Source organism: Mesorhizobium sp. M0166 (genome assembly GCF_040322255.1).
Taxonomy (GTDB): Bacteria; Pseudomonadota; Alphaproteobacteria; order Rhizobiales; family Rhizobiaceae; genus Mesorhizobium.
Map to the genome: position 1 here is coordinate 284,107 of NZ_JAMYTD010000003.1, position 26,318 is coordinate 310,424.

Genomic DNA, 26,318 nt, shown 5'->3' on the forward strand with positions numbered 1-26,318 from the left:
AGGCCGCAATCTTGAAAACCTTGGGTTCCTCGCCCCACAAGGTGGGGAGAGGTGGTTTGCGAAGCAAACCGGAGAGGGGAAATCAAAAAGAGCCGTTCGATACGGCTCTTTTTAATTCAAGCAAGCCTCCGAACCCTCTGACTTACCTCTTCAAATTCACGACGACGATGCCGCCCAGCGCCAGCGCCCCGCCGACTATGCCGAGCAGCGTCGGCACCTCGCCCAGCCAGAAGAAGCCGATCAGCGTCGCCACCGGCGACACCAGATAAAGGAAGTTTGAGGCACGCGCCGCCGGCAGCCGGGAAAGTGCGGTTGCCCAGGCGGCATAGGCAATCAGGCTGGGTACGATGCCGAGAAAGATGACCGCGCCGAGCCCGGCGGTATCGGCGGCCGCCGCCTGCGCCAGGCCGCTCGGCAGGAACGGCGACAGGCAGAGCGCTCCAAGCACCATGTTCGAGGCCGAGATGGTCAGCGGGTGGTGGCGGGCAAACAGCGGCTTCTGGACGATGGTGTTGACGGCCGAGCACAGCGCCGAGCCGAGGACAAGCAGCGCACCGCTGTTGAAATGCAAGCCTTGCCCCTCGCCTATGGCGATGATGCCGATGCCGGCGAAGGACAGGAATGTGCCGGCCCAGGCCAGGCCCGAGAAGCGTTCGCCGAGCAGTGCCATGGCCATGATGGCGGTGAAGATCGGGCTGACATTGATGATGAAGCCGGCCGCACCGGCCGAAACGGTCAGTTCGCCGAAATTGAGCATCACCGTGTAGAGCGCGACGAAGACGGCACCACCGAAGGTAAAGCGCCAGAGTTCATCGAGCCTGGGCAGTACCGGCCGCTTGACCGCGAGGAAGATCGCCGCCGGAACCGCGGCGATGGCAAAGCGCAGCGCGCCAAGTTCCAGCGGCCCGAAGGCGGCAAGGCCGGCGCGGATCGCCGGAAAGGCGGAGGCCCAGCCGACCACCGTCAGCGTCACCGCGATGGCAGCCTTGGCATCCATGCGCTGTGTCGTATTCAACGTGCCGGTGTAAGCGCTCATCTGGGTGTCCTCGCGATCCAATGCCATGAAGTAGAGAAACGCTATCGCGGGCCGGTTGACAAACGAACAAATCGAGGATCAGCTGTGACTATGGATCACAGCTTAGACCCGATGCTGCCGCTCGAAACACTGCGCGCCTTCGACGCCGCCGCTCGGACCGGCAGCTTTTCGGCGGCGGCCGAGAAGCTCAACATTACCCACGGCGCCGTCAGCCGGCAGATCGCCAAGCTCGAGGGCTGGCTCGGGCTGAAAGTCTTCGATCGCGGCGCCCGCGGCGTCTCTCTGACCGTCGAAGGCAACCGCCTGCATCTGCGCACCACGGAAGCCTTTGCCCTGATCGCCAGCAATTCGGACCGTTGGGTCGAGCCGCGCGGTACGGCGGTGGTGCGGCTGACCTCGATCCCCTCGGTCAGCGGGCTGTGGCTGATGCCGCGCATGGCGGCGCTGGAGAACCACCCGTCCAAGCTGCGCATCGTGCTCGACGTCGACATCCGCCAGGGCGATCTTGCCGACGAAGGCATCGACCTGTCGATTCGCTGCGGGCGCGGTCGCATTCCGGGCCGGATCTCGGTGCAGCTTTTCGAAGAATATGTGTTCCCGGTCGCCTCGCCGGAATTGGCCAGGGAGATCGGCCGCGGAGATCCTGCCCGGCTGCTCGACTATCCGGTGATCAACGATTCCGACGCTTCGGCCTGGCGCGCCTGGTTCGCCGCGCAGGAGATGGACTATCGGCCGCGGCCGCACGACCGCCGTTTCGAGGACTACAACCTCGTGCTCGACGCCGCCGCGCACGGGCTCGGCATTGCGCTGGCGCGTCCGCCGTTGACGGTGGACCAATTGAAATCGGGCCGCATCGTCGCCGTGGACGAGCGCACTGCGCTGAGCCCGATATCTTACTGGCTCGACCGGCCGTTGGGGCGCCCGCGCGCCGCCGCCGCCGAACTCGCCCGGCGCATCGCCGTCCAGGCCGGGCTGCCAGCGGAGAAGATCGAAGAGTTTATCATCGCCGAGGAATGAGATGCCTAACGCGCGTCGCGTTCGACCGGCCTGATGCGGCGCGCTTCAGGTACTTGTGTTTATGCATGTCGCGCAAAACCGCTGCACACTTTTGCGCGACATGCATTGGCATCCGCTTTGCCGGCTTGTTCGAACAAGTGCCGCCAGAAACAGAACCAGGCAAAGCCAAGCGAGCTTGACCTCGCCGCAATTTGTGGCGATGACATCGTCATGAATTTCGGCACCACCCCATGATGAACCGTTTCGAAGGCCCCGGCGGCAAGGAAGCCCGCATCCGCTATCTCGACGGCGACTTCCAGGTGACCAGCCCCGGCGCCTTCGTGCGCTGCGCGGTGACCGGCGAGAGCATCCCGCTCGACGAGCTTAAATATTGGAGTGTCGCCAGGCAGGAACCTTATGTGAACGCCGCTGCCTCGCTGCGCCGCGAGATCGAAGCGCATCCGGAACTACGCCGCCGACGCTAGTCCGACGCAAATGGAAGCCGCCCCGTTGCGACCCTTCGCGCTCTGCCGCGGCGTCAGGCCGGCAACACCGAAACCTTAGAGATTATCTTGAAATAAAAAACCCGCCTCGGGGCCGAGGGCGGGTCGTCGGTGAATCATCACTATACCCAAATTAGTAGCATAGCTGCCGGCACAAAGCAAGAACAAAATACGTTCGACCGGCGGAAAGTTGCAAATTCCAGTCCCCGCATCGCGGTGCTGAGCTGCTGGTCAGCCTTTAAGCCGGCGCTGCCGCCAGGCATCCAGCGTCTCGTCGATGATGCGTTGCGGCACGTGGCCGAGCTCGAAGACGGTGTCGATCTCCAGCACGTCGAGCCCGTCGAGGAATTCCGGCGGTGCTGCGCCGTGACGCAGGCGGGCAGCGTCCTTGGCGGTGGTAATGAGGCCAAGACCGGCTTTACGCGCCGTCGCCGTCAATTCAGCAAGCTCGTCCGCACTGTAGAAATGATGGTCAGGAAATGGTCGGGTCAGCGCAAGCTCGCCGCCGGCCTCGCTTACCGTGTCGAAAAACTTGTCGGGATGGCCGATGCCGGCGAACGCCAGGAACCGCCTGCCGGCCAGCGTCACCTTGCTGGTCGGCGCGGTGTGCGCCTCGAAGATCGGCCTGCCGGCGCGCGCTGCCTGGCGCACGACCGTATCGGCCGCAGTGCCCTCGCCCATCTTCAGCAAGGCGCTGGTGAAGACCAGTTGGTCGACGATGTTTGCCCGCAGCGGCCCGCCGGGGATGACGCGGCCATTGCCGATGCCATGGCGCGCGTCGACGACGACGAGCGCATAGTCGATGTGGATGCGCGCGCTCTGAAAACCGTCATCCATGATCAGGAAATCGCAGCCGAGCTTCTCCAGCAGAAGCCTGGCGCCGGCGGCCCGGTTCGGCGTCACCGCGACCGGCGCGTGTTCGGCGAGAAGCAGCGGCTCGTCGCCGACATGCTTGGCGGCGTCGTGGTGCGGATCGACGATATGCGGCTGGGCGAAGGAGCCACCATGGCCGCGCGACAGGAAACCCGGATTGAGCTGCATGCGCCGGGCCTGCTCGGCCAATGCGATCGCCACTGGCGTCTTGCCGGTGCCGCCGACGGTGAAGTTGCCGACGCAGAGCACCGGCGCCTCGACCTTTTCGCGCGGCGCGTGCCGCATGCGGCGACCGGCGACGAGCGCATAGACGGCGGAGAGCGGCGACAGCGCCGTCACCCGCCAGTCCGGCTCTTCCCACCAGAAGGGTGGCGCTTCCGAGGTCACGTCAGCGCCCGTTCGCGCCCTTCAGGCGCGACTTGACGACCAGCGGCTGGATATAGGGCTCGAGCGACCTGAGCGTATGCGCCAGCGCACCGCGCATCTCGTCGACCGTCGCCGCACCCGCCGCCATCATCTCATGGCGGGCCGCCTCGTCGGTCAAAAGGAAATTGACGGCGCCGGCCAGCATATCGCGGTCGCGCACCAGCTTGGCGCCGCCACTGTCGAGCAGGCGCTGATAAGCCTCGCGAAAATTCTGGACGTTGCGGCCGGCAAGCACCGCCGTCTCCAGCATGGCCGGTTCCAGCGGGTTCTGGCCGCCCTCGGAAGTCAGCGAACGGCCGACAAAGGCGATTTCCGTCAGCCTCAGATAAAGCCCCATCTCGCCGATCGTGTCGCCGAGCAGGATATCGGTATCGGCGGTGATCCTGTCGCCCTTGCTGCGCTGCGCCAGCTTCAGGCCCATGCCGGAAATCTGGGCGGCCAGCTGACCGGCGCGATCGGGATGGCGCGGCACGATGATGGTCAAGAGCCCGTGGTGGCGCTTGTGCAGCATGGCGTGAACTTCGGCGGCGACCGCCTCTTCGCCGTCATGGGTCGAGATCGCCGCCCAGGTCGGGCGGCCGCCGATCTGGCGTTTCAGCGCCGCCAACGCCCGTTCGTCGGCCGGCGGCGGCGCGGTGTCGACCTTGAGATTGCCGGACACGGTGACCGGCCGGGCGCCGAGCGAAAGGAAGCGCTCGCCATCGAGATCCGACTGGGCGACGACATGGGCGAGATTTTCGAACAATGCTTCGGCAATGTTGGCGCGCTTCTTCCAGGACTTGAAGGAGCGGTCGGACAGCCTGCCGTTGACCAGAACCTGCGGCACGCGGCGGGCGCCGAGTTCCAGGATGGTCATCGGCCAGATCTCCGATTCGGCGATGATCGCCAGGTCCGGTTGCCAATGGTCGAGGAAGCGGCTGACCGCCGGCTTGAGGTCGAGCGGCACATATTGGTGGATGATGCGGTCGCCCAGCCGTTCTTCGGCGACCTGTGCCGAGGTGACGGTGCCCGTCGTCAGCACGACGTTGACGCCGTAATCGAGAATGCTCTCGACCAGCGGCACGACGGCGATGGTCTCGCCGACGCTGGCTGCATGGATCCAGATCACCGGGCCTTCGGGGCGCTCGCGTCCGGCGACGCCGTAGCGCTCGCGCCGGCGAATGCGGTCCTCCTTGCCTCTGGACGTGCGCCAGGCGACGTAAGGTCCGACCAGCGGGTAGGCGACGGCCCCGGCGAAGCGGTAGGCCGTCAGGAAGGCGCGCGCCCAGCGCATACTCATTTCGAACCGTCCACAAGGCGATAGGCCTCGGCGGTCGCGGCATTGAGCGAGGCCGTGACCTCCTGGCGCTTGCGTTCCATTTCCGCGGCGTCGGCGTTGGCCGGCACGAAGACAGGCGTGCCGACGACAATCGAGGAGCGGCCGAAGGGCAAGTTGATCGTCGTCTTGTCCCAGCTGCCCTCGATCACCTTGCGGCGGCTGGTGGCTATCGCGGCAGGCAGGATCGGCCGGCCGGACAGCCGCGCCAGGAGGACGACGCCGAGCCCCGCATCGCGCGGTGTGCCGTGGGGAATATCAGCAATCATGGCGACATTCTTGCCGGTGGCGAGCGACTTTTTGAGGGCGATGAGCGCCTTGGCACCGCCCTTGTCGAGATGCCTTGCGCTTTCGCGCCCGCCAGAGCCGCGAACGGCCTCGATGCCGAATTTCTCGACCATCAGGGCGTTGAGCTCGGCATCGGCGCTGCGCGATACCATGGCAACCAGCGGCCGTCCTTTGGGATAATAGGCCGGGGTCAGCAGATGCTGCCCGTGCCAGAGTGCGATGATGCCAGGCTCGAGCTGCGCATAGGCGCCGCCGGAAAACTTCGCCGATCCTTCGACCAGGCGGTTGGTCACGCGGACAAGGCGGACGAAATACGCAAACAGTGCGGCAAGCGCATTCTTGACGAATCGCGACTGCGCCAGCGGTTCGCGGATCTTGCGCCAGAACGTCTTCGGCTTGCGACGTCTGACCGCCGACCGCGGGGCTGACCGCTTGACCGCTTCATGGTTCATCGATGTCAACCGACAGCCTTGTTTTCGGGGTCGAGCAGGCGGTGCAGGTGAACGACGAAATAGCGCATATGGGCATTGTCGACGCTGGCTTGCGCCTTGGCCTTCCAGACGGCGTGCGCCGATTGATAGTCCGGATAGATGCCGACGATGTCGAGCGCGTCGAGATCGCGGAATTCGGTGCCGCCCAGCTTCTTGAGTTCGCCGCCGAACACCAGGTGCAAAAGCTGTTTCTTTCCGTCTTCAGCGGCCATGTCGATCCTTCACATATCGTGAGTTTGGGACAGGTCTAGACCAAAGCCGCCGACTTTGGAACTATTGATAGTGGTCAATTGTCCAGCCCGGCGATGACGCCGGCGAGCACGGCCAGGAGTTCGCCGCTGCCGGCGGCGAGCGGTCCGTGACGGATCACTTCGCCGGCATAGAGCGGCGCGCGGCCGTGCCGATCGAGCAAGGCGCCGCCTGCCTCGCGCAGGATGAGATCGGCCGCGGCGATGTCCCAGTCATGCGCATTGGCCTTAACGAAGGTGGCATCGAGCTGGCCGCCGGCGATCATCGCCAGCCGGTAGGCGAGCGAAGGAATATAGGGCACCCGCCTCAGCCGCTTATGCCATTTCGCCGGCATCAGGTCGATCATCGGCTTCGGTCCGGCAATTTCGGCCGTTTCCGACGGCGGACGCACGCTGATGCGCTGGCCGTTCAGGAATGCGCCCTCGCCCGGCAGCGACCAATAGATTTCGCCCTTCGCCGGGCAGTCGAGCACGCCAGCAAGCGTTCGGCCTTTCTCGACCACCGCGACGCTGACGCACCATGTGGGCAGCCCTTCGAGGAAGCCGCGCGTGCCGTCGATCGGATCGACGACGAAGGTGCGGCGCGCGACAAGCCTTACCGGGTCGTCGACGGTTTCCTCCGACAGCCAGCCATAATCCGGCCGGGCCGTCAGCAAGGTCTCGCGCAGATATTTGTCGGCGGCGTGATCGGCTTCGCTGACCGGCGAGGTGCCGCCCTTCATCCACACTTGCGGATTGTTGTTGAAGTACTGCATGGCGATGAGCCCCGCCTCGCGGGCGGCATCGCGCAACAGCTGCAAGTCTTCAGTAGCGCCGGCCGAGACGGCCGGGTCAAGCTCCGGCAAGGGTCATTCCTTCGATCAAAAGCGTGGGCGCGGCAGTGCCGAAATTGCGGTCGAGATCGCTCGCCGGAACCATGTTGAGGAACATCGTCTTCAGATTGGAGGCAATGGTCACCTCGGCGACGGGATAGGCCAGCTCGCCGTTTTCGATCCAGAAGCCGGAAGCGCCGCGGCTATATTCGCCCGTCACCATGTCGACGCCCTGGCCGAACACTTCGGTGACGTAGCAGCCGGTCTTAAGCGACTTGATCAGCTCTTCCGGCGTGTTTTCCCCGGGCTCGATCGCGAGATTGGTCGACGATGGCGAGACCGACGAACCGCTGCGCGAGCCGCGCCCATTGGTAACGAGGCCGAGTTCGCGAGCCGCCGAGGTCGACAGGAACCAGTGGTTGAGCACGCCCTTGTCGACCATGAACAGTTTCTCGCCCTCGACGCCTTCGCCGTCGAACGGGCGCGAGGCCTGTCCGCGGCGCCGGAGCGGCTCGTCGGTGACGGTGATTGCGGCCGAAGCCACCTTCTTGCCCATCATGTCGCGCAGAAAGCTGGTCTTGCGCGCCACCGCGGCGCCATTGATGGCACCGGCAAGGTGGCCGGCAATGCCGCGCGCGACGCGCGGATCGAACACCACGTCGACCGGCCCGGTCGCCGCCTTGCGTGCGCCAATGCGGCGGACAGCGCGCTCACCGGCCTTGCGGCCGATGTCTTCCGGCGCGTCGAGATCGGAAAAATGCTGGCGCGAGGAGAATTCGTAATCGCGCTCCATGCCGGTTCCCTCGCCGGCGATCACGCTGGTCGAGCGCGAAAAACGCGAGGCGACGTAATGGCCGACGAAGCCGTGCGAGGTGGCGAGCACCAGGCCGCCGAGCCCGGCACTGGCACCGCTACCGGCCGAATTGGTGACGCCCTTGACGGCAAGCGCCGCCGCTTCGGCGGCAAGCGCTGCCTCCTTCAGCTGGTCCGCCGACACCTCGGTGGCGTCGAACAGATCGAGGTCGCGCGGCTTCTTGACCAGCAAGGCCGGGTCAGCGAGGCCCTGATAGGGATCCTCAGGCGACACCTTGGCCATGGCGACGGCGCGCTCGGCCAGCATATTGGGGTCGGATGCCGCCGTTGCCGAAACGCTCGCTACCCGCTTGCCGACGAAGACACGCAGCGAGACGTCTTCGCTCTCGGACGCTTCTGTGCCTTCGACCTTGCCGAGCCGCACCGAGACGCCGGTCGAACGGCCGCGCACCGCAACCGCATCGGCGGCATCGGCGCCGGCCCGTTTGGCAGCCTCGACCAGGGCCGCGACGCGATCGGTCAGTTTCGCTGCGTCGAGCGTATCGGTCATGCGCATAATCCTGTTATTTCCGGCTGGCTGAAGGGCAGCCGCTGCTGCACCATCTATTGTCCCGGTGCCGCTTCTGCAATGGGAGAAGCGGACAATCAGGAGGCATCTAGCCCCAGGTCGGCGCGACCGATCTAGAGCTGGTGCGTCCTTCTAGACGCACAAGATCTTTGATTTTGCACCTACGCTGGCCTGATCGGAAATAGACTCCTGATCAACCCGAAGGCGAAATGTTCGATCGATCAGGCGCGGAAGCGACCAGCCGAAAACGCCGCGACACGCGCTGGATCGCCGCGACCACTGATCAGTTCAGCGACCAGGCGTGCAGTGATCGGAGCGAGTGTCAGGCCAAGGTGGCCATGACCGAAGGCATGAATCACCCTGGAGCTGCCGCGCGACGGGCCGATGACCGGCCGGGAATCGGGCAGCGACGGCCGGAACCCGAGCCACTCGGATGACGGCCGGCCGAGTTGTGGAAAGAACTGCCTGACACCGCGATCGAGCAGCGCCAGCCGGCGTGGATTTGCCGGCGCTGCAAGCCCGCCGAGCTCGACGGTTCCGGCGACACGCAGCCGGCCGTTCATCGGCGTCATGTAGAAGCCGAGATCGACAGGACAGACCGGGCGATGGAGCAGGGGCGCCCCGGTCGGGAATTCGAGATGATAACCACGTTCGGTCTCGAGCGGGATCCTGTCGCCGGCCTGCATGGCCAACGCCCGCGCTTGCGCGCCCGCGGCGATCACCACCGTGTTCGCCTTGATGCGAAAGCCGGAACCGCTGAGCCTGACACCGTCCGCCTCGACCCGCAGCCCGGTTATCTCAGCCTGCGCTACCGAAACGCCGCGGGCGGTCGCGGCATTGAGCAGCCGCCGCATCACTGTCTTGGGATCGGTGACATTCATCGAGTCGGGGAAGTACAGGCCGCTGGCCCCGGTCGCGGGCAGGCCAGGCTCCAGCGCGGCGACCTCTTCCGGTGTCAGAACCTCTTGATGGACGCCAAACCCGGCGCGCAGCGCCCTGCCCCCGGCGGCCTTGGCGAAATCGCTCTCGCGGCGATACAGGTAGAGGCAGCCGTTGCGGCGCAGCAGGTCGGCCAAGTCAGCCTCCTCCACCATCTCTTCCCAGGCCGGCAGGGCCTCGGCCAGTAGACCGGCGAGCGCCAGCGCATTGGCGCGGGTGGCCGCCGGAAGCGATTGCCTCACGAACTGAACCAGCCATGGCGCAAGCTGCAACAGCGCCGGCCAGCGCAAGGAAAAAGGGCTGTCAGGATCGAGAAGCAGCTTTGGCAGCGCGCGCAGCACAGCCGGATTGCCCACCGGCATGCAGGCATATTCGGCAATCGTTCCGGCATTGCCGAAGGAGGCCCCGGAGCCCGGCTCATTGGGGTCGATGAGCAGGACTTTGCGACCCTCAGCTGCGAGCCGGAGTGCCGTTGCCAGTCCGACAACACCGGCGCCGACGATGGCGCTTTCGACCCTTTCCGACGCTGCCATCATTAAATTCCTAGACGAAGCCAGGCAATTGCAGATGGCCCGCCGATAACAGTTCGGCCATGGTGTTCAGGGCCGTGCGCAGATCGTCGAGCGAGCGCGCGGCGCCGACATTGATGCGCACGCCGTGCTGTACCGGCTCGCGCCCAACCGCGAAGGCGTCACCCGGGAGCACAGCAACGCCACGTTCCAGGCAGGTGCGAGCGAAACCGGCGCCACGCCACGGCTCCGGAAGGCGCAGCCAGGCATGCGTCGAAGTGGGGTGGTTCTGGACATCGAAGCGGCCGAGGATTTCGGTGAGGATGGCCTGGCGCTGGCGAAGCTCCTGCTTCTGCGTTTCTATGATGCGCGCCGCCAAGCCCTCTTCTATCAGCCGCGCGCCGATCAGCCCCGTCAAGGGACTGATGCTCCAGCAGTTGATGCGCAAAGCCGCTGCGACCTGGCCGGCTATGGCGCGTGGCGCGATAACAAAACCGAGGCGCAGCCCTGGGGCAAGACATTTCGACAAGGCGCCGACGTGAACCGTCAATTCGGGCTCGAGGCTGGCAAGCGATGGCAGCGGATTGTCTGCCAGCGGCCGGTAGACGTCATCTTCGATGATGAGGACGTTGTGGCGGCGGGCCACGGTCACCAGCTCGTGCCGGCGATCCTCGGATAGCGTAATGGTCGTCGGGTTGTGCAGGGTCGGCACCAGGAAGACCGCGCGTGGGCGGAGCTGCGCGCAGGCCGCGTCGAATGCGTCGGCCCGCATGCCACCACGGTCCATCGCGACGCCTCTGAGGTCGAGCCCATGCACCCGGCACAGCGCGTTGATGCCCTGATAGGTCACTTCGTCGGCGAGCACGACCTCGCCTTGCCTGGTCACCGCGCCAAGCACGCAATCCAGCCCGTGCTGGGCGCCCGCCGCCAGCACCACGCGGCCGGGATCGCCTTCCCCCGCTACCGGTCGCATCCACTCGGCGATTGCCGTCCTCGCCCAAAGCGGCCCCTCGGGCGGATGATAATCCTGAAGCGTGGCATAGTGCCGGTCCTTCGACAGGCGCGGCAGCAGCAGCGCTAGCGCATCGAGATAGGCCGAGGTTGCCGGCCGGTTGACGGAAAGGTCGATGACGCCGGTGTCGTCGCTTGGCGCCGAGACGAAGCCGGGTCTTTCGCCGGCGTCGCGGGCCGCGACCGTCGTGCCGCGCCCAGGCCGTGCTTCGAGCAAGCCGCGCTGCTGGAGCGTCGACAGTGCGCGCGTCACCGTGGTGACATTGATACCCAGTGCGCGGGCAATCTCGCGCTGCGGCGGCAGCCGGTCTCCAACTGCAAGTGTGCCGGACGTGATCCGTTCGGCAATAGCGTCGGCAAGGCGCCGGTAGACCGGGCCTTCATCCGAGGCGAGTTGCAGGTCCTGAAGCATGCGGATTGACGGATTCGGTGTGTTGACGCTCTGGCTATCGGCGCATCTAGCATAAGACAATGCTCCAGACAATAGCACTTGTCCGGTAGGTATTTTCAAAGTCCGGCCCGGAAAATCTCACACAATCGCGAAGAAAGCCGCTTGACGGCCAAACTTGTCTGCATCTATGGTTCTTTAGCGATCGATTGTGTGAGCATACAAGTTTGGTTTGCCGCCATTGTGCGGCAGCGTCATGCGAGACCGATATATGCACGGCAAGCGCCACCTCGTTTCGACAAGCAGCTTCTGCCGCAGCTCGACGGACTTACGTCCGTGATGGCCGAAGCGACAGCCCTGTCACGCGACAGTGCCGGTTCTGCACGGGCGGGCGATGCCGGCAGCCAGCGATTTGTCGAATTTGTCGATGTCGAGAAATCATATGACGGCCGGACCTTCGCGGTAACGCGGCTGAACCTCGGCGTAGCGCGCGGCGAGTTCCTTACCCTTCTCGGACCTTCCGGTTCGGGCAAGACGACGACGCTCAACATGCTTGCAGGGTTCGAACGGCCGACCAGCGGCGTCATCACGCTTGAAGGCCGGTCGGTAGACAGGCTGCCGCCCTACGAACGCAACATCGGCATGGTGTTCCAGAACTACGCGCTGTTTCCGCATATGAGCGTTGAAGAGAACGTCGCCTTCCCGCTCTCCGTCCGCAAGATTACGAAGACGGAAGTCGCGGCCCGCGTCGGCCGTGCGCTCGACATGGTGCGGCTGCGGCAGTTCGGCGACCGGCGGCCGGCACAGCTTTCCGGCGGCCAGCAGCAGCGCGTAGCGCTTGCCCGCGCGTTGGTGTTCGAGCCGAGCCTGGTGCTGATGGACGAGCCACTCGGTGCGCTCGACAAGAAGCTGCGCGAGCATATGCAGCTCGAGATCAAGCAACTTCACACAATGCTCGGTGTCACCATTGTCTATGTGACACACGACCAGAGCGAGGCGTTGACCATGTCGGACCGCGTCGCCGTTTTCAACAATGGCGGGATTGCCCAGCTCGGTTCGCCTGATGATCTCTACAACGCGCCGCAAACTTCGTTTGTCGCAAGCTTTATCGGCGAGAACAATACGCTGCTCGGCAAGGTCGACCGCGTCTCTGGCAAGGAGTGCCGCGTTGCGCTGGACGGCGGCGGTTCGGTAACGGCGCTGGCCATCGGTGTTGCGGAGGGCGCGGCCTGCCATATCGCTATCCGCCCGGAGCGGCTGAAGCTTGCGCCCGCTTCGAACGGAGCAAATGCGTTGGCCGGCACGGTCGATGGCCGCATCTATCTCGGCGACCACCAGCGTCTTCTGGCCAGGCTGGAAAACGGACAGGTGTTGACCGTCAAGGTCGGCCCCGAAGCGACCATGGGCAACGGGGAACCGGTCACGGTTTCCTGCGCGCCCAACGACTGCCGCGCCTTCCCGACAGATGCCGGAACGGGCGGTTCCATCTCGAAAACAGGGGAATAACAACAATGAAAATCACCAAAGCACGGCTGTTCGCCTTTGCGGCAGCCACAGCATTCATCACCTCAGGACATGTCGCCTTCGCCGACGAGCTTTCGATCATGGCCAGCGGCGGCGCCTGGCAGGATGCCCAGCGCAAGGCGTGGTTCGAACCATTCAGCAAGGAGACCGGCGTCAAGATCGTCGAGCAGGAATATCTCGGCGATCTCGGCAAGGTCAAAGCCATGGTCGACACCGGCAACGTGCCGATCGATCTAGTGACGGTCGAGACTGCGACCGTGCTGCAAGGTTGCGACGCCGGCATTCTCGAGCGCCTCGACTATTCCAAGATCGCGCCGCGCGAGAAATTCCTCGAAGGCTCCGCGCTCGACTGCGGTGTCGGTCTCGACGCCTATGGCGACGTGCTCGCCTACGATCCCAACGTGCTGAAGGAGGCGCCGACCTCGGTGCTCGATATCTTCGACACGACCAAGTTTCCCGGCAAGCGTGCGATGCGCAAGTTCCCGGCGCAGAATTTGGAATGGGCGCTGATGGCCGATGGCGTCGCGCCGGCCGATGTCTACAAGGTGCTGGCCACGCCGGAAGGCGTCGACCGCGCCTTCAAGAAGCTCGACACCATCAAGAAAGACATCGTCTGGTGGGACGCCGGCGCACAGCCGCCCCAGCTCCTCGCCTCGAAGGAAGTGGTGATGACCACCGCCTGGAACGGCCGTATCCAGAATGCCATCGACAAGGACGGGGCGCCGTTCAAGATCGTCTGGAACAACCAGATCCTCGAATACGACATGATCGCCATTCCGAAGGGGGCCAAGAGCCCGGACCTGGCCTACAAGTACCTTGCCTATATCAGCCAGCCGGAAATCAACGCCAAGCTGGCCAGCTACATCACCTACGGGCCAGTGCGCACCGATGCAGCTTCCTTTGTCGCGCCGGACGCGCTGCCCAAATTGCCGAACGCGCCCGACCATATGAGCGCTTATCTGGTCGCCGACACCGAATTCTGGGGCGACTACGGCGAGGATCTGGTCAAGCGCTTCAACGCCTGGCTCGCGCAGTAGGAAAAATGACGGCGCTTGGGCCCACGGAACTGAATCGGCCGCGCATCGTGCGCGACCGGTCGGCTGCCGATGCCAAGGCGGCGAAATCCGTCACGGCAAAGCTTCGGCGCGCTGAGTTCGGCGATCGATTACGGTCGCTGGCGCTGGCGGCACCTTTGCTTGTGCTGCTGGCGCTGAGCTTCGGCATCCCGATCGTCCTGCTGCTGTCGCGCGCCGTCTATGATCCGACGATTGCTGACGCCCTGCCGCAGACCAGCCAGGCGCTGCGCGGCTGGAACGGCGCGGGACTGCCAGGCGATGCCGCCTTCCTGGCCCTTGCCGCCGACCTCAGGGACAATCAGGCCAAGGGCACCGCCTACGAACTCGCCAAGAGCCTCAACGCCCGCCTGCCCGGTGCGCGCAGCCAGGTGCTCAAGACGGTACGCCAACTTGAGGCTGCCGACAGGCCGCCGCTGGAGGTGATGAAAGGCGTGCCGTTCTGGTCGGCGCCCGGCACGTGGCCGGCCATCGAGAGCGGCACCCATAGCGTGACGTCGTTCTACCTGCTTAGCGCGCTTGATCTGCGCTGGAACGCCGATGGAGGCATTGACAGAGTGCCGCCGCAACAGGCGATCTTCCTGCAGGTGTTCATGCGCACATTCTTCGTCGCCGCGGCGGTGACGCTGGCCACGCTGATACTGGGCTTCCCCCTCGCCTATCTCATCGCCTCGGTGCCCAAGGGCCTCGCCGCCATCCTCATCGTCGCGGTGCTGCTGCCATTCTGGACGTCGATCCTGGTGCGAACCGCGGCCTGGACCGTGCTCCTGCAGAAATTCGGCCTGGTCAATGATTTGCTGTTGTGGCTCGGCATTGCCGACGACCGGCTTGACCTGATGTACAGCCGCATCGGACTGATCATCGCCATGACCCATATCCAGCTGCCGTTCACGCTGCTGCCAATCTATAGCGTCATGCGCACGATCCCGGCCTCGCAGATGAAGGCCGCCTATTCGCTCGGCGCAAAACCCTTCACCGCGTTCCGCCGCGTCTATCTTCCACAGGTTTTTCCAGGAGTCATGGCCGGTTGCCTGCTCACCTTCATTCTCTGCCTCGGCTACTACATCACGCCGGCGCTCATCGGCGGGGCAAGCGACCAGCTGATCAGCAATTTCATCGCCAACTACGTCAATGTCGAGCTGAACTGGGAGATGGCGGCAGCGCTGAGCTTCATCCTGCTCGTCTTCACCCTGGCGCTGTTCGGCGTCTTCGCCCGCATCCTCGGCCTCGACCGTCTCAAGCTGGTGTAGCCATGCTGCTGTCTCCCTATCCGACAACAGGCGAAAGAATCCGCATAACCCTGCTCTGGCTATGGTGCGGCATGGTGATCCTGTTCCTGCTCGTGCCGATCCTCGTTCCTGTCCCCTTGTCGTTCAACAGCGGCGCCTTCTTCATCTTTCCGCTGGAGGGATTTTCGACGCGCTGGTACGCGGTCGTGCTTGGCACCCAACGCTGGCAATCGGCGATCGGCAACAGCCTGATCGTTGCGTTCGGGACGACGCTGATCGCAACGATACTCGGCACGTTGACGGCGATTGCGCTTTCCGACGAAAAGTTTCCCGGCCGCCGCATCGTGATGCCGCTGCTGCTGTCGCCGCTGATCGTGCCGGTGGTGATCACCGCCGTCGGCTCGTATCTGTTCTATGCCCGCGTCGGCCTAGCCAGCACCTATGCCGGCATCATCCTGGCGCACACCGCGCTCGCCAGCCCGTTCGTCGTTGTCACGGTGGGAGCGAGCCTCACCGGTTTCGACCGCAATCTGATGCGCGCTGCCGCCATCTCCGGAGCAAGGCCCGTCACATCGTTCTTCAGGGTGATGCTGCCGCTGATCCTGCCCGGCGTGCTGTCCGGCGCCGCCTTTGCCTTTGTCACCTCGTTCGACGAGGTCGTCGTTGTGCAGTTCCTGGCCAGCGCCAACCAACGCACCATGCCGCTCGAAATGTTCATTGGCTTGCGCGAAAAGCTCTCCCCGGCAATCACCGCCGCAGCGACACTGATGATGGGGCTGTCGATCATCCTCCTGGTCGTCGCCAATCTTCTGGCTAGACGCAGCCGGCGGCGGCCTGGACCGAGCATCTAATCCTGGGTTTCAAGCCGGGCGAGATCGGTCTTGCCCAACCTATCATCAGGAAGCGGCCACCGGCGTCCAGATTACGTCGTCGATCCTGAGCGCGCCGGTGGCGAGCATCACCAGCCGGTCGAAGCCGAGCGCCGCGCCGCTCGCCTGCGGCATGATGGCGAGCGCGGCGAGGAAGTCCTCGTCGATCGGGTAGCGTTCGCCGTAGACACGCTGCTTTTCGTCCATTTCGGCGGCAAAGCGCCGGCGCTGCTCGGCCGGGTCGGTCAACTCGCCGAAGGCGTTGGCGAGTTCGACGCCGCAGCAATAGAGCTCGAAGCGCTCGGCGGTGCGCGGATCGTCGGCGCTCGGCCGGGCCAATGCCGCCTCCGAGATCGGATATCCGAAAAGGATGGTGGCGCGGCCCTGCCCCAGCGCCGGGTCGATTTTTTCGACCATCACCCGGCTGAACAGGTCTGCCCAATTGTCGTCGGGCGCGGTCCGCAATCCGGCCTGGACCAGGGCGGCATCCAACCCCGCGCGGTCGGTGCTGCCGTCGGCTGCAACCGTCGCCAGCAGATCGATGCCGGCGTGACGCATAAAGGCCTCGGCGACGCTCAACCTTTCCGGCTCGGCAAACGGGTCGACCTCGCGGCCGCGGAAGCTAAAACGCTTCGCTCCGGTCCGTTCGGCCGCCAGCGCGACGAGCTCGGCGCAGTCGCGCATCAGGCTCTCATAGGTCTCGCCGACGCGGTACCATTCGAGCATGGTGAACTCAGGATGGTGCAAGGGGCCGTGCTCGCGGTTGCGCCAGACAGCCCCGAGGCTGAAGATGCGCTCCTCGCCGGCGGCAAGCAGCTTCTTGCAGGCGAATTCCGGCGAAGTGTGGAGGTAGAGCGGCTGGCGCCGCCCGTCCGGCCCGATCGCCTCGGTGGCAAAGGCCGACAGGTGCGCTTCATTGCCGGGCGAGACCTGCAGGGCCGATGTCTCCACCTCGACGAAGTCGCGGCGGGCGAACCAATCGCGCATGCCGGCGGCAATGGCATTGCGCAGGATCAGCCGCGGCCGGCGGTCGGCGTGGACATGCGGCGTCCACCACGGCGAGGCGACGGTCATCGGCTTCAGGGGAATTGCACAGAGGGCTGGCGATTGCGGCCAAGATGCGCTAGGCCGCACGCAACGGCCTCTCCAGCCGATTTGCGCCAACAAATTTTATCAGGATGGAAACCCGTGAAGGTCATCGCCAGCTCCTTACGCAAAGGCAACGTCGTCGAAAAGGACGGCAAGCTTTATGTGATCCTCTTTGCCGAAAACATTCATCCTGGCAAGGGTACGCCGGTCACCCAGCTCGACATGCGGCGTATCTCCGACGGGGTAAAGGTTTCCGAGCGTTACCGCACCACCGAGCAGGTCGAGCGCGCCTATGTCGAGGAGCGCGAGCACACGTTCCTCTACCGCGACGGCGAAGGCTTTCACTTCATGAATCCGGAGACTTACGACCAGGTCGCGGTGCCGGAAAGCGTGGTCGGCGACATGGCGCCTTATCTGGTCGAAGGCATGCCGGTGCAGATCTCGCAGTACAACAACATCGCCATCTCGCTGGTGCTGCCGCAGCGCGCCACTTTCGAGGTGGTCGAGACCGAGCCGGTGACCAAGGGCCAGACGGCGTCCTCGTCCTACAAGCCGGCAACGCTGTCCAACGGCGTGCGCACCCTGGTGCCGCCACACATCAGCGCCGGCACCCGCGTGGTGGTGATGACCGCCGATGGCGCCTATGTCGAGCGCGCGAAGGATTGAGGCGCGAAACCTGAAACGCCTCGCCGAAAACGTCGAGGCTGCCGGTCACGTCTTCCTCTTTGTGCCAGGGCTTCGCCTATTGCACGACGCCAGCGGGCAATCTCTGAGCCTCCAGCAACGCCGACCGCCCCTTTCGCCAGGTGCCAGGTGGAATGCCGACGAACTTTTTGAAGGCACGATTGAAGGCGGCTTCCGACTCGTAGCCGACCTCGGCCCCCGCTTGCGCGATGCTCATTTCGGGCCGTTCGAGCAAACGTCCTGCCAGTTGCAGACGCCAACGAGCAAGATAGTGCATGGGCGAGACCTCGACATAGTGGGTAAAGCGGCTCGCAAAGGCCGTGCGCGAGAGCCCTACTTCGCGGGCGAGCCGGTCCAATGTCCATTCCTCCCTGGGGCGAGCGTGGATGAGCCGGAGCGCCTCGCCGACATGTTGATCCCGCAGGCCTGACAGCCAGCCGCGCGAATCGTCGGGGAGGGTCTCGAGATGGCGGCGGATGATCTCGACGAACATCAGCTCGCTCAGCTTGGCGAGGATCGTTTCACAGCCCGCCCGCCCACTGCCACCTTCGGCCAGCGCCAGCCGAAAAAGGTCGATAACCCAGCTGCTTCCATCGGCGGGCTTGCGGGCACACAGGATGGCCGGCAACGCGGCGAGGAGAGGATTGAAGGGACGCGCATCGCAGCCAAGATACCCGCAAATGAACCGGGTCCGCTCGTCTCCACCGCCACCATGGATCACCGCGAACGGCAGGCTCTCGTCTATCGGCCGATAATACATCGCCATATTGGGTTCGCCCCGCGCCCCGGGCGAGGAGCTCAACACGTTCGGAACACCACCGGGGAAGACAACGACATCACCGGCGTTCACCAGCACCGGGGGCACCGAATCGTCTGCCAGCGCGGCCCAGCACGAGCCCGACATCACGGCATGAAAAGAAATGATGTGCTCTGCCTCCGGCATGACGGCGGCGGCAATGTCGGCCGTGCCCGGCGACTCGCCGACCCAGGGAGAGCTGGCGTCGACGTCGAAATAGATCGCACCGGTGAGGCGAACGGCTCGGAGCACATCGGAAAGGACATCCATGCACTACACCTCCGGAAACGATCGGCTGCTCCCTTTGACAACGCGTTTTTCGGCCAGGCATCTCGAACTATCCGGCAATACAGCCGCCCGAGCAACTACCCATCCGGTCTAATCCTCCTCTGAACGATCGGGCAACAAAAATGGACGATGTGACATTTGCGGGAACAACGGACGGGACTAGCGTTTCATCGACCGGCCGACAGGTCCACTAACGGGGAGGAATACCATGCACGATCAAGACATCACCAAATCCGCAGCAAGCCTGCGGATTCCGCGTCGAGAATTCATCACAAAGGGCAGCGCGGCGCTGGCGGGCCTAGCGGCATTCTTCGCGAGCCAACACGCCTATGCCTTTCCAAGCCGGCCCGGCGAGAAAGTCGTCAAATGGCTCGACCAACTGCCACCGAACCCGGTTCCGGAGGTCATCAAGAATCAGCTCGTTTGGGAGGATCTCGATTCCTGGGTAACGCCCAATGACAAGTTCTTTTCAATCGCGCATTTCAACCGGCCAGTCATCGACGCAGGCACCTGGAAGCTCGAAATCGGCGGCCTGGTCAAAAAGCCGACGACCCTGACGCTTGCCGATATCAAGGCACGGCCGCGCCAGGAAGTCACGTTCACGATCGAATGTTCGGGCAATACCGGCCTTCCGTTTTTCAATGGCGGCATCGGTAATGCGCGCTGGGCGGGTACGCCGCTCGCCCCGATCCTAAAGGAGGCCGGCGTCCTCGACAGCGGCATCGAAGTGGTCTTCTGGGCCGCCGACGAAGGCGAGATCAAGCGGACCGACGACGTCAAGTTCAAGCAGAATTTCGCGCGCAGCATGTCGCTGGCAGATGCGATGGACCCAAAGAATGTCCTTTGCTACGAGATGAACGGAGCTGCCCTACCGGCCGATAATGGCTTCCCGCTGCGGCTGATAGCGCCGGGCTGGTACGGGGTCGCCAACGTGAAATGGCTCAAGCGCATCGACGTGCGCGACCAGCGCTTCGAGAACCGGTTCATGGGACGCGACTACGTCACGCTCCGCGAGGAAGACCATAACGGCGAGACCGTGTGGGTAGAAACGTCCGTCGGACGGGCGCGCCTCAAATCGGCGCCGGCCCGGGTCACCCATATCGGCAACGATTACCGGATCGTCGGAGCCGCCTGGGGCGCGCCGATCGACCGGGTCGAGGTGAAGATCGACGATGGGCCGTGGATGCCGGCGACAATCGGCAGCGACGAGGCGGAATTCGCCTGGAAGATGTGGTCTCTTGACTGGCCCAAGCCTTCGCCCGGGGAGCACACCGTGACCTCGCGCGCGATCGACATGAGCGGCAACATTCAGCCGGCGATGAACGATCCGTGGATCGCCAAGAAACACACATATTGGGAAAGCAATGGCCAAGTGACGCGCCGCCTACGCGTCGACTGAGGATTTGGGCCAAGTGCGGCAATTGCGTCGGGCATTGCCGAATGAGCGTCAGACAGTTGGATGAGACCGCCTCGCGACACCGCAGCGGTTTCATGAAACTTGGCGGGAACATTGCGCTCGCAATCGTCCGGGACGGCGGTTTGAAGAGCGCAATATGGCCATATGAGCAAGCGCACATATGGCTGATCCTCCCCTGAACGATCGGGCAACAGAAATGGACGATGTGACATTTGCGGGAACAACGGACGGGACTAGCGTTTCATCAGCCGGCCGACAGGTCCAATAATAGGGAGGAATGTCATGCACGATGAAGACATCACCAAATTCGCAGCAAGCCTGCGGGGCGAAGTCATCCGCGCCGGCGACGCCAGCTATGACGAGGCCCGCAAGCTCTACAACGGCATGATCGACAAGCGGCCGCTGATCATCGCCCGCTGTGTGGACGTCGCAGACGTGATCGCAGCGGTGAATTTCGGCCGCGACAACAATTTGCTGGTTGCGGTACGTGGCGGCGGCCATAACGGACCCGGATTGGGGAGCTGCGACGACGGTCTGGTGATCGACCTGTCGGCGATGAACGGCGTGCGCGTCGATCCGGACGCCCGTACGGCGCGGGTGGGTCCGGGCTGCACCCAGGGCGACCTCGATCACGCCACCCATGCGTTTGGCCTGGCCGTACCGGCGGGCATCATCTCGACCACCGGGGTCGCCGGACTGACGCTGAGCGGCGGCCATGGCTATCTGACGCGCAAATATGGCCTGACCATCGACAATCTGGTCGAGGCCGATGTCGTGCTTGCCGACGGAAGCTTCGTCACCGCCAGCAAGGAGCGGAACCCCAACCTGTTCTGGGCGCTTCGCGGCGGCGGCGGCAATTTCGGCATCGTCACCAGCTTTGTGTTCCAGCTTCACCGGGTCAGCATGGTCTTTGCGGGGCCGATCGCATGGGATCAGCGCCACGCCCGTACCATCATGCAGCATTATCGCGAATTCCTGCCGAACGCGCCCGAAGAACTCGGCATCTTTCTCGGGCTCAAGACCATCCTCTCGAGCGCACCGTTCCCGGAAGAGTTTTGGGGAAAGCGGATGTGTCTGCTGATGTGCTGCTATAACGGCCCGGAGGACAAGGGCAGAGAGGCGCTGGCTCCGCTACTCGATGCGCTCCCCGCGCCTTGGTTCAATTGGATGGGAATGATGCCCTATCCCGCCGTGCAGAGCATGTTCGATGGGCTCTACCCGAAGGGAATGCAGTGGTACTGGCGGGGCGATTTCGTCAAGACGCTGTCCGACGAGGCGATCGACGCCCATCTCGAGCAGGCGGCGAAAACACCGAGCGAGCTATCGCTCATGCATCTCTATCCGATCGACGGCGCGGTCCATCGCGTCGGCAAAGACGAGACACCCTGGAATTACCGCGATGCGACCTGGTCGATGGTCATCGCCGGGATCGATCCGGACCCACAGAAAGCGGGACCGGTGACACGCTGGACCAAGGCCTACTGGGAGGCCGTGCATCCATTCGATCTGGGTGGCGCCTACCTGAACTTCATGATGGATGACGAGGGCGATGCAAGAATCAAGGCGGCATATGGCGATAACTACGAGCGCCTGGCCTCGCTGAAGAAGAAATACGACCCGAACAACCTCTTCCGGGTGAACCAGAACATCCGGCCGGCTGCTTGACGGCGGCCCTCGTCAGGCCGGCAAGTGTTGTATCGTACCGGCCGGCTCGGCCGGTACGATAGGTTGCCGGTCCGGACGCTCGCCGGCCTTGCAAGCGCGATACTCGGCCGGGCTCGGCCACCATGTTCCATGAGCCATGTCTGACATGCAGCAAAAGCGGTCGGCCCGCACGCTCAGGTCACCCGTAGCGCTGCTTCAACCGGCAAGCCCGGGAGTAGGCAAGGCGGTCAAAGGGATATGCCTCAGCGGCTGCTTCCCTTCAGGCCGATTGCGCCGGCAGCCTACCGACAATTCCACGCTTCGATGCGGACGTCCGACGTCACCACGACACCCTTCAGTCCTCCTCGAGCACCATATCCCCTTCAGAATTAGCTAAATTAGCAATTTCTTAAGTGCCTTTGGAACTTTGTAGCTTGCGTTCCATTTTCAACCGCATGCGAGATTCTGTGGTGCAACGGGCTGGAATGACGGTGAACAGGTCACCGCCGCGCTACTCGCTGGTCTTGCCCATATACAATGAAGAACAGGTGCTGCCTCGGCTGATCGAGCGGATCAGTTCGCTTATCCGCCGGCTGGACGGCGAAACGGAGGCCATCTTCGTCGATGACGGAAGCGTCGATGGAAGCGTCGAATACCTTCAAAAAGTGGTCGCCGCCGAGCCGCGCTTTCGGCTGATCGAATTTTCCCGCAATTTCGGCCACCAGGTGGCGATTACCGCCGGTATGGACGCCGCTGCGGGCGATGCCGTCATCGTCATGGATGCCGACCTGCAGGACCCGCCGGAAGTCGTTCTCGATCTGGTGGCTAAGTGGAAGGAAGGCTTTGAGATCGTCTATGCCCGCCGGGTCAAGCGCGACGGCGAATCCTGGTTCAAGGTCTTTACGGCAAGTCTATTCTATCGACTGCTGGAGCAAATGACCTCGGTCGATATTCCGCGCGACGTCGGCGACTTCCGCCTGGTCGGCCGCAAGGCCCTGGAAACCTTCAAGCGTATGCCCGAACATGACCGCTTCGTCAGGGGCATGTTCGGCTGGATGGGCTTCAAGCAGACGGCTGTGCCATTTGAGCGCCACGCGCGAACCCTGGGCCAGACCAAATACCCATTCTGGAAAATGATGCACCTCGCAGTTCACGGCATCGTCAGCTTCTCCGAGAAGCCGTTGCGCCTGGCGCTCTGGGGCGGATTGGCCATTTCCGCGCTTGCAGGGGCCTTCGGCGCCTACGCCGTCTTTGCCTGGTTTTTTGAAACCGGCATCATTGCCGGCTGGACATCAACCGTGGTGATCGTGTCGCTTCTGTGCGGGATTAATCTTTTCATGACCGGCGTGGTCGGACTCTATGTCGGCAGCATCCACGCCGAGGTCAAACGCCGCCCGCTTTATGTGATCGATCGGCTCACCGGCTTCGACGAGCCGATGCGTGCCGCCTCTGGTGAGCGCCGCCGGTCATTTCACAAGTCCAGGAGTGGAGTCCCCGCCAATGGCCGAACTCTTCGACAGCTATGAATCCGAATATGGCGAGGCGGTCGAAGGCTCCATCCGGTTTTCCGGGCTCAGCCACGACTTCTTCCTTGTCGCCAAGGCGGACCTGCTGCGGCGTCTGGTGGTCGAGCGAAAGCTTCGCCAGGGTGGGTCGGCTGTAAGGGCGCTGGATGTCGGCTGCGGCGTCGGTTCGCTCCACCCCTACCTCGACGGCGCTTTCGACAGCCTCGATGGCTGCGACGTGTCGGAGCAATCAATTTTGCGCGCCGGCCAGGACAATCCAGGTGTGACCTACAGGGCCTGCACCACGCCGAGACTGCCCTACGAGGATGGCGCGTTCGATCTGGCTTTCGCCAGTTGCGTCGTCCATCACGTTCCGCCCTCCTCCTGGCTCGATTTCTTCATGGAAATGCGGCGCGTCGTGCGGCCAGGCGGCGTCGCCTGTGTCATCGAGCACAACCCCTACAATCCGATGACGCGCCTTGCGGTGTTTCGGTGCCCTTTCGACCAGGACGCGGTCCTGCTCAACGCGGCGAGAGCAAGGTCTCTTTTTCAGGACACAGGCTTCAGGGACATCCGATCCGAGCATTTCCTGCTGCTGCCATCGGCAAGGCCCTTGGCCAGAAGAGTCGAGCGGGTATTCGCGCCTTTGCCGCTTGGGGCGCAGTATGCGTGCAGTGCGCATGTCTGAGCGCCGTTCGACCAGCAACGCCGGGCTGAGGCTACTGGCGCGTTTCGGGTCGGTCGGCATTGCTGCAACGATCCTGTATGCCGTGATGGCCACCGCTTTGGTAAAATCGCAACGGTTCGACCTCTCGCCGGTCGGTGCCTCGCTCGTAGCTTACACGGTAGCCGCCCTGTTTTCTTACCTCGCGCATAAGTTCGTAACCTTCGCGTCGAGCGGATCGCATCGAACTGAAGCTCCGCGTTTTTTCTTGCTGACGGCGACAGGCTTCGCCGTCGCCTACGCGGCGCCGGCGCTTCTGACGGCCAAACTCGGCCTGCCGCCGATCATTGCCATTCTGGTTACATGCCTGCTTGTTCCAGCGGTCAATCTTCTCATGCTCGACCGCTGGGTTTTTCAGCAGCGAAGACGCATCCAGCAGCGTGATCGCCCGCCCTAACTCGCCTCAATGGGATCGAGCCGTAACGACAACAATTTGATCGAGCGTTTGTAGATGTTGCTGGCGGCCGGAGTTTGCGGAATGCCGTCGAGGTAGTCGAAAGCTATGTCGAGTGTTTTAGCCTCGGCGAGAGTCGCTGGTGGGATGACGAACGAGACCGTTCGCGGCTCTTTGCCGGACAACGTCACCGCATGCACCCGAACGCCATTCACCAAAATCACCACTCTTTGCGTGACCTGTGGCGAGCGAATGACGGCGGCCATTTGCAGCGTGGCCGTCAGGCCGTCGCGGAGCGGCGATATCTTCAGGCGAAGCCGCGAAGTCTCGCCCAGCGAATGGGTGCCGTCGGCAACCGGGCCCGACCAGCCGCAGACCATCATGCCGGCTGTCTTTTTGGCGCCGTCGGACCGGAACGACACCGTCTCGCCAAGTGTGTAGCTGCCGACCGCATCGCGATTGAGACAGGTCGTTGTCCGATCAATGTAGTAGGCGCGGTAATCGGCGTTGACGTTCGGATTGAGAGCAAGCGTAAGGATGACGACCTCGGACCCGGCCAGAACCGCCGCGAGCGCGTAGCCGCCGACGAAGGCGGAGCGCCGATATGGGTCCGGAGTGCTAGACCAGGGCAAGATAGCCCCCGATCCATGCCACGGTCATGAAATAACAGGCGCCCAGGAAGAGAGCCAGAGCCGCAAGAAATGTCAGCTTCGACGCCGACAACAGCATGGCCAGCAACATTGTCAGAGGTGCAAGCCCAACGACGTATCTGACCATTGAGGCCAGGTTCGTGATCAGCGGCAGGATGATGCAACAGGCGCAGAACAACGCAGCGCCATATTGCCTGCGAACCGCCAGAACCGCCGATAGCGCCAGTCCTATGAGTGCGGCGAGCGCGCTCCATTGCGGGGCTGTGGGGAGCCATCCATCCGTCGGAACGGCCGAGAGCCCATCCCATATAAAGGCGAGCGGATTACCCGGCACCCGTCCAAACGCGCGCTGCACGTGCAGGAAGGCAAAGCCGTCGCCGACCGTCAGATAGAGGAACAGGATGTAGGCGAATAGACCGGCCGGCGAGATGAAGATCGCGACAAGCAGATCCGGTCGGCCGAGCAGCCAACGCGGGAACGACAGCGTCGACCCGCCCTTGGCGCGGTAATCCCTGAACATCTGAATGACGGTCGCGAATACAACAAGCACCCCGACAAGCCTGGTTGCCGACAGGAGAGCCGACGATAGTCCCGCGGCCAGATAGCTGGAGCGTTTGAGCGCCAGAAAAACGCACGACGTCAGGAGCACGAAAAGAGGTTCGGTCAGGAAAGTCGTGAAGTGATAGGAGAACGGGCCGCTGAGCAGAAAGGCGCAATACAGCACATAGGCGCGCATGTTCTTCTCGAGCAGCGGCCACGCCACCAGACAGGCGGCATAGCTGCACGCAATCGATGTGATCGATGCGACCAGGATGGTCGGAAAAGGGAAAACAGACCGGATGGCCGCCACCAGCATCGGATAGAGCGGGAAGAAGCCCCAGCGTCCGACATTGCTCTGGCCTGGAATGGGAAAGCGCTCATAGGCGAGTTCGGAAATGTCGACATACCACGCGCAATCCCAGCGGCAGAGCGCCTGGGCGTAGGCCGCGAAGCCTGCCTCCGACGAGACCGAAGTGAATGCGGCATAGCGAATGGCCAGTCCACTGACGACGAACAGCAACGGCACCGCCACGACGGCTACCGCAATAAAGCGGCGACCGGCGTTCGGACGCGCCACAGCTTCGAGCGCCAAAATCTGCCTCCACCCGTTCAAGTGGCCGGCGCCACTCAAAGCTAGATGACGCGCGCCCTGGCGAATTCAAGGCATGCATTGCGG

The 26,318-nt window shown here is 63.7% G+C and carries 25 protein-coding genes; 12 read left to right on the forward strand and 13 right to left on the reverse strand.

All coding sequences use genetic code 11. The features are described from left to right. Nucleotides 1–142 precede the first annotated feature (142 nt). Nucleotides 143–1,036, reverse strand: coding sequence for a DMT family transporter (locus NKJ46_RS05980; protein WP_352663067.1), 894 nt, complete (start codon nt 1,034–1,036; stop codon nt 143–145). A gap of 90 nt (nt 1,037–1,126) precedes the next feature. Between NKJ46_RS05980 and NKJ46_RS05985 the strand changes: the two genes are divergently transcribed. Continuing rightward, entirely contained in the window at nt 1,127–2,053 is a 927-nt protein-coding gene (locus NKJ46_RS05985) for a LysR substrate-binding domain-containing protein (protein WP_352663070.1), read from the forward strand. Between the two features lie 230 nt (nt 2,054–2,283). Further along, nucleotides 2,284–2,517, forward strand: coding sequence for a DUF2093 domain-containing protein (locus tag NKJ46_RS05990; RefSeq protein WP_031211156.1), 234 nt, complete (start codon nt 2,284–2,286; stop codon nt 2,515–2,517). A gap of 249 nt (nt 2,518–2,766) precedes the next feature. Here the strand turns inward: NKJ46_RS05990 and lpxK are convergent, their stop codons facing one another. The 8 genes from lpxK to NKJ46_RS06030 all read right to left on the reverse strand — a co-directional run bounded on the left by lpxK (nt 2,767) and on the right by NKJ46_RS06030 (nt 11,240). Then, nucleotides 2,767–3,795 carry a tetraacyldisaccharide 4'-kinase gene (gene lpxK / locus NKJ46_RS05995; RefSeq protein ID WP_352663073.1) on the reverse strand — a complete coding sequence of 343 codons (1,029 nt, stop codon included), beginning with the start codon at nt 3,793–3,795 and terminating at the stop codon, nt 2,767–2,769. Between the two features lies 1 nt (nt 3,796). Then, complete coding sequence (gene waaA, locus NKJ46_RS06000; RefSeq protein WP_352663076.1) at nt 3,797–5,113, reverse strand: lipid IV(A) 3-deoxy-D-manno-octulosonic acid transferase; 1,317 nt, start codon at nt 5,111–5,113, stop codon at nt 3,797–3,799. Beyond that, the gene (locus NKJ46_RS06005; RefSeq protein WP_352663079.1) at nt 5,110–5,889 is read right to left on the reverse strand and encodes a lysophospholipid acyltransferase family protein; all 780 of its coding nucleotides are present in this window, start codon (nt 5,887–5,889) and stop codon (nt 5,110–5,112) included. The genes waaA and NKJ46_RS06005 overlap by 4 nt, the downstream gene beginning before the upstream one ends. A 5-nt stretch (nt 5,890–5,894) precedes the next feature. Further along, nucleotides 5,895–6,140, reverse strand: coding sequence for a DUF4170 domain-containing protein (locus tag NKJ46_RS06010; protein ID WP_023674378.1), 246 nt, complete (start codon nt 6,138–6,140; stop codon nt 5,895–5,897). Between the two features lie 74 nt (nt 6,141–6,214). Beyond that, a complete protein-coding gene (locus NKJ46_RS06015; RefSeq protein ID WP_352663082.1) occupies nt 6,215–7,021 on the reverse strand; it encodes a 3'(2'),5'-bisphosphate nucleotidase CysQ in 807 nt (268 codons plus the stop codon). Next, the gene (locus NKJ46_RS06020; protein WP_352663085.1) at nt 7,008–8,351 is read right to left on the reverse strand and encodes a TldD/PmbA family protein; all 1,344 of its coding nucleotides are present in this window, start codon (nt 8,349–8,351) and stop codon (nt 7,008–7,010) included. The genes NKJ46_RS06015 and NKJ46_RS06020 overlap by 14 nt, the downstream gene beginning before the upstream one ends. Nucleotides 8,352–8,590: 239 nt before the next feature. Continuing rightward, nucleotides 8,591–9,841: an NAD(P)/FAD-dependent oxidoreductase gene (locus NKJ46_RS06025; protein WP_352663088.1), complete on the reverse strand. Its 1,251-nt coding sequence runs from the start codon at nt 9,839–9,841 to the stop codon at nt 8,591–8,593. 10 nt (nt 9,842–9,851) lie between these two features. Beyond that, nucleotides 9,852–11,240 (reverse strand): aminotransferase-like domain-containing protein, encoded by a 1,389-nt coding sequence (locus NKJ46_RS06030; RefSeq protein WP_352663091.1) that lies wholly within the window; start codon nt 11,238–11,240, stop codon nt 9,852–9,854. Between the two features lie 312 nt (nt 11,241–11,552). Between NKJ46_RS06030 and NKJ46_RS06035 the strand changes: the two genes are divergently transcribed. The 4 genes from NKJ46_RS06035 to NKJ46_RS06050 are packed head-to-tail and all read left to right on the forward strand — an operon-like array spanning nt 11,553 to nt 15,893. Beyond that, nucleotides 11,553–12,722 (forward strand): ABC transporter ATP-binding protein, encoded by a 1,170-nt coding sequence (locus NKJ46_RS06035; RefSeq protein WP_502903367.1) that lies wholly within the window; start codon nt 11,553–11,555, stop codon nt 12,720–12,722. A 5-nt stretch (nt 12,723–12,727) separates the two neighbouring features. Next, on the forward strand, nt 12,728–13,777 hold the full coding sequence (locus NKJ46_RS06040) for an ABC transporter substrate-binding protein (RefSeq protein WP_352663097.1): 1,050 nt from the start codon (nt 12,728–12,730) through the stop codon (nt 13,775–13,777). A 5-nt stretch (nt 13,778–13,782) separates the two neighbouring features. Beyond that, nucleotides 13,783–15,063 (forward strand): ABC transporter permease, encoded by a 1,281-nt coding sequence (locus tag NKJ46_RS06045; protein WP_352663100.1) that lies wholly within the window; start codon nt 13,783–13,785, stop codon nt 15,061–15,063. Nucleotides 15,064–15,065: 2 nt separating this feature from the next. Next, nucleotides 15,066–15,893 carry an ABC transporter permease gene (locus NKJ46_RS06050; protein ID WP_352663103.1) on the forward strand — a complete coding sequence of 276 codons (828 nt, stop codon included), beginning with the start codon at nt 15,066–15,068 and terminating at the stop codon, nt 15,891–15,893. 45 nt (nt 15,894–15,938) lie between these two features. Here the strand turns inward: NKJ46_RS06050 and epmA are convergent, their stop codons facing one another. Continuing rightward, a complete protein-coding gene (gene epmA / locus NKJ46_RS06055) occupies nt 15,939–16,985 on the reverse strand; it encodes an EF-P lysine aminoacylase EpmA (protein ID WP_352663106.1) in 1,047 nt (348 codons plus the stop codon). Nucleotides 16,986–17,099: 114 nt separating this feature from the next. Here epmA and efp point away from each other — a divergent pair, with 114 nt between their 5' ends. Further along, on the forward strand, nt 17,100–17,666 hold the full coding sequence (gene efp, locus NKJ46_RS06060; protein WP_023674374.1) for an elongation factor P: 567 nt from the start codon (nt 17,100–17,102) through the stop codon (nt 17,664–17,666). Nucleotides 17,667–17,742: 76 nt separating this feature from the next. Here efp and NKJ46_RS06065 read toward each other — a convergent pair whose 3' ends face one another. Further along, nucleotides 17,743–18,750 (reverse strand): AraC family transcriptional regulator, encoded by a 1,008-nt coding sequence (locus tag NKJ46_RS06065; protein ID WP_352663110.1) that lies wholly within the window; start codon nt 18,748–18,750, stop codon nt 17,743–17,745. A 226-nt stretch (nt 18,751–18,976) separates the two neighbouring features. Between NKJ46_RS06065 and NKJ46_RS06070 the strand changes: the two genes are divergently transcribed. The 5 genes from NKJ46_RS06070 (at nt 18,977) to NKJ46_RS06090 (ending at nt 24,455) form a co-directional block, all read left to right on the forward strand. Continuing rightward, on the forward strand, nt 18,977–20,167 hold the full coding sequence (locus NKJ46_RS06070) for a sulfite oxidase (protein WP_352663113.1): 1,191 nt from the start codon (nt 18,977–18,979) through the stop codon (nt 20,165–20,167). A gap of 300 nt (nt 20,168–20,467) precedes the next feature. Continuing rightward, entirely contained in the window at nt 20,468–21,850 is a 1,383-nt protein-coding gene (locus NKJ46_RS06075; protein ID WP_352663117.1) for an FAD-binding oxidoreductase, read from the forward strand. Nucleotides 21,851–22,314: 464 nt separating this feature from the next. Beyond that, nucleotides 22,315–23,355: a glycosyltransferase family 2 protein gene (locus tag NKJ46_RS06080; protein WP_352663366.1), complete on the forward strand. Its 1,041-nt coding sequence runs from the start codon at nt 22,315–22,317 to the stop codon at nt 23,353–23,355. Continuing rightward, nucleotides 23,330–24,022: a class I SAM-dependent methyltransferase gene (locus NKJ46_RS06085; protein ID WP_352663120.1), complete on the forward strand. Its 693-nt coding sequence runs from the start codon at nt 23,330–23,332 to the stop codon at nt 24,020–24,022. The genes NKJ46_RS06080 and NKJ46_RS06085 overlap by 26 nt, the downstream gene beginning before the upstream one ends. Then, nucleotides 24,015–24,455 carry a GtrA family protein gene (locus NKJ46_RS06090; protein WP_352663123.1) on the forward strand — a complete coding sequence of 147 codons (441 nt, stop codon included), beginning with the start codon at nt 24,015–24,017 and terminating at the stop codon, nt 24,453–24,455. The genes NKJ46_RS06085 and NKJ46_RS06090 overlap by 8 nt, the downstream gene beginning before the upstream one ends. Here NKJ46_RS06090 and NKJ46_RS06095 read toward each other — a convergent pair. Next, nucleotides 24,452–25,084 (reverse strand): hypothetical protein, encoded by a 633-nt coding sequence (locus NKJ46_RS06095; RefSeq protein WP_352663126.1) that lies wholly within the window; start codon nt 25,082–25,084, stop codon nt 24,452–24,454. The two genes, NKJ46_RS06090 and NKJ46_RS06095, sit on opposite strands and share 4 nt — an antisense overlap. Next, a complete protein-coding gene (locus NKJ46_RS06100; RefSeq protein ID WP_352663129.1) occupies nt 25,071–26,234 on the reverse strand; it encodes a putative hexosyltransferase in 1,164 nt (387 codons plus the stop codon). The genes NKJ46_RS06095 and NKJ46_RS06100 overlap by 14 nt, the downstream gene beginning before the upstream one ends. Nucleotides 26,235–26,318 lie beyond the last annotated feature (84 nt).